At 61.1% G+C, this 2,931-nt stretch carries 4 protein-coding genes and 1 tRNA gene; 3 read left to right on the top strand and 2 right to left on the bottom strand.

Features of this window, described 5'->3' with window-relative positions:
- Positions 1-414: 414 nt before the first annotated feature.
- Positions 415-849 carry an SRPBCC family protein gene (locus BLR85_RS28060; RefSeq protein WP_093165144.1) on the bottom strand — a complete coding sequence of 145 codons (435 nt, stop codon included), beginning with the start codon at positions 847-849 and terminating at the stop codon, positions 415-417.
- Between the two features lie 147 nt (positions 850-996).
- Between BLR85_RS28060 and BLR85_RS28055 the strand changes: the two genes are divergently transcribed.
- On the top strand, positions 997-1,470 hold the full coding sequence (locus tag BLR85_RS28055; protein ID WP_093165147.1) for an MmcB family DNA repair protein: 474 nt from the start codon (positions 997-999) through the stop codon (positions 1,468-1,470).
- On the opposite strand, the gene BLR85_RS28050 is transcribed toward BLR85_RS28055, so the two are convergent.
- Positions 1,471-1,671: a DUF6324 family protein gene (locus BLR85_RS28050; RefSeq protein WP_093165141.1), complete on the bottom strand. Its 201-nt coding sequence runs from the start codon at positions 1,669-1,671 to the stop codon at positions 1,471-1,473.
- 115 nt (positions 1,672-1,786) lie between these two features.
- Here BLR85_RS28050 and BLR85_RS28045 point away from each other — a divergent pair, with 115 nt between their 5' ends.
- Together BLR85_RS28045 and BLR85_RS28040 are read left to right on the top strand one after the other, a co-directional pair.
- Positions 1,787-2,704, top strand: a complete 918-nt coding sequence (locus BLR85_RS28045; protein WP_093165138.1) for a bifunctional helix-turn-helix transcriptional regulator/GNAT family N-acetyltransferase — start codon at positions 1,787-1,789, stop codon at positions 2,702-2,704.
- Positions 2,705-2,757: 53 nt separating this feature from the next.
- Positions 2,758-2,834: transfer RNA gene (locus BLR85_RS28040), tRNA-His, on the top strand.
- Positions 2,835-2,931: the final 97 nt, after the last annotated feature.

The raw sequence follows: 2,931 nt of genomic DNA, 5'->3' as shown, positions 1-2,931 counted from the left end.
ATCTGAGACCCCTATATCTGCCTCAACAGAAGGGAATCACATCACAACCAATCTGGGAAGCCTGAATCAGATAGGCCGCGACACGCTCTAGCCGATACGCGGCGCAAGGCCCGTACGTCAAAGTTCGCGCAATGAAAACAGTTGCTTGAAGAGGCTTCGCTTGCCCCGCGCCCGAACCCGGTCCGCTAGGGACGGGTTTCGGGGCGAGAAGCGTGGCGGGGACCGTGCGCAGCCGTGAGGGCGTTTCATTCCCGAGGACCTGTATTTACAGGTGGGCGCCAGGTAAACGAACCAGGGTCCGAACAGAGCCAGCTCCCTCGGAATTGCTTAAGGCCACTGGAATTTGGCCCCGGCACGAGAAGGACAGATCCGCCATCGCCGGACATAGGCACCCACGACGCTCACGGCAAGGGGTCAGTTTGTTTTTTCGGGTTCCACGTCAGGAACATTGAGCCGCAACGCGCCCAGATGCGCGTCCCATCCCTCGTCCAAGGCAAGGATGAGACCGAAAGCCCCCTCCCCCTCCGGCAACCCGTCATGTTCCAGCGAGAGGCGCGTGCCGCCAGGAACCGCCTCCAATGTCCAGAGAACAGTTGTCTCGCGTTCCTGTAGCGGCGGGATCTCGAACGTGAAGTGGAGACACAGCGGCGGCTGCGCGGACATCACCCGGCCGCGGATCAGTTCCTGGCCCGAGCCGACATCCGTCAGCACGTAGTCCGCCCCTTCCGTCAACGGCGATTGCGACGGGTGAAACCATTTGGCGAGCCGCTCGGGCGCGGTCAGGAAGGACCAGACACGTTCCGGGGTCGCGTCGAGATAGATCGTCTTGCGAATGCTGATGCCGCTCATGAAACCACTCCTTTGCCGGGCGGCCACCACACGCGAGACCGTTGCCCGGATATACCGTCGCCGCGATCCTGTCCCGCCGGAGGGTTGGATATCAAGGTGGCTCTCGGATGGCTTGCCAAATGTTCATGCATTGTTCACACTGCCGGCATGAATGATAGCACTCTCTCGCCTTTCGACAGCCTGATGCCGGGACAGCTTCTGGCACGCGGCGTGTGCCGTCACCTGGCCAGCCTGGATTTCGTGACGGTCGAGGAACTCGTGCCGACCGCCGGCCTCAGGGTCGATGTCATGGCGCTCGGGCCGAAGGGCGAAATCTGGATCGTCGAGTGCAAGTCGAGTCGGGCGGATTTCCGCGCCGATCAGAAATGGCAGGGCTACCTGGAATGGTGCGACCGGTTTTTCTGGGCCGTGGACGGCGAGTTTCCAACCGACCTGCTGCCCCCGGAGACCGGGCTGATCATGGCAGATGCCTATGATGCCGAGATCCAGCGGATCGGGCCGGAAACGAAACTCGCTGCCGCCCGACGCAAGGTCATGACCCGGAAATTCGCCCGCCACGCCGCGCGCCGGTTGCAGGCTTTTCGCGACCCGGGTGTTCGGGCGCTGATCGACGAGGTGTGATCAGCCCTTCTTGCCCTTGGACATCTGTCGCGCACGTTCCGCGGCGGCTCTAAGTTCCTCGGCAATTTCCTCGGCTTCCTCGGGCTCGAAATCGAGCGGCAGTTCAACCCCTTCGCCCTCGATATAAATGCGCACCATGCCCAGGGTCGTCGGACCGATCTGAATATTGGCAGAGATATCGCTTTCCTTGTCGATGCTCATCGGGGGCTCCTTCGCAATGGAGCTTTGCCTAGCCCGCCGAAACGGAATGAGCAAGGGTGGGAATATACTTGACTAAAGCAAGCAAATATTCGGAGACTGGAGCCGGAGGATCATAATGGACGAGATCGACCGGATTCGCGCCTTCAATCGCGCCTATACGAAAGCCATCGGGTTGCTGGATTCCAGCTTTTTGGAAAGCGGCCTGTCGCTTGCCGAGGTGCGGTTGCTGCAGGATATCGACAGCGGCGAGAGCGGCAGCACGGCGCGGGAAATCTCGCAAGCGCTCCGCCTGGACGAGGGCTATGCCAGCCGCCTTTTCAAGCGCTTCGAGGAAAAAGGCTGGATAGAACGCCAGCCCGATCCGAAGGATGCGCGGCGGCGTCTGCTGCAGATAAGTCCTTCCGGCCTGGCCCGGCTTGCGCCGTTTCGCGTATCGGCCCGAAAGGCGGTTGGGGAGCGTCTGAAGGACCTGTCGGCTGTCTCGCGGTCGGAGCTCTTGGCCGCGATGGACAGGATCGAGCAATTGTTCCTGCAAGAAGACAGGGCCACGGACAGGCCTATTCTCCGTGATGTGGAACCCGGCGACGCAGGCTGGATCATCCAGCGCCACGCGGAGTTCTATGCCGAACAATACGGTTTCAACGCGGATTTCGAGGCCGTTGTCGCGCAGATACTGGCCGATTTCCTGACCAAACGGGAGCCGCGATGCGAGCGCGGCTGGATTGCAACAACGAAGAGCGGCACCCGGCTCGGCTCAGTCCTGTGTACGCGCCACGACGCGGAACTGGCCAAACTGCGCGTGCTGTTCGTGGAACCCAATGCGCGCGGCTTGGGGCTCGGCCGCGCGCTGGTCTCTGCCTGCGTTCGCCATGCCCGCGATTCCGGCTTCAAGGGCATGACGCTGTGGACCCAGAAGAATCTTGAGGCCGCCTGCGCGCTCTATGCCGAACACGGGTTTCAGTGCGTTCACGAACAGGCTGAACACGCCTTTGGGCAGCATGTCGTGAACCAAACCTGGGAAATCCGCTTCTAATTGCACCAAGGGTCTTGCACCCTTCTCCCTCTCAGGATAAACGACCGCCCTGTGCCGCCTTAGCTCAGTTGGTTAGAGCGCTGGATTGTGGATCCAGAGGTCCCCTGTTCAAGCCAGGGAGGCGGTACCATCTGCCTGACGTCAGCACCCGACGGAGAGATTTAGGGGTTTGAGCAACGGAGGGTTCTGGTTCATCGAAGCTGATAAGGAGCGAAGATGAACAAGAA

Source organism: Aliiruegeria lutimaris, from assembly GCF_900099935.1.
GTDB lineage: Bacteria > Pseudomonadota > Alphaproteobacteria > Rhodobacterales > Rhodobacteraceae > Tropicimonas > Tropicimonas lutimaris.
The sequence above is the reverse complement of the archived record's forward strand: the minus strand, read 5'-3'. Positions and strand labels throughout refer to the sequence as shown.

Excerpts from the sequence above, each read along its gene's own strand:
- BLR85_RS28055 (WP_093165147.1), top strand. The coding sequence starts at position 997 with ATGAATGATAGCACTCTCTCGCCTTTCGACAGCCTGATGCCGGGACAG.
- BLR85_RS28045 (WP_093165138.1), top strand. The coding sequence starts at position 1,787 with ATGGACGAGATCGACCGGATTCGCGCCTTCAATCGCGCCTATACGAAA.
- BLR85_RS28060 (WP_093165144.1), bottom strand. The coding sequence starts at position 849 with ATGAGCGGCATCAGCATTCGCAAGACGATCTATCTCGACGCGACCCCG.
- BLR85_RS28050 (WP_093165141.1), bottom strand. The coding sequence starts at position 1,671 with ATGAGCATCGACAAGGAAAGCGATATCTCTGCCAATATTCAGATCGGT.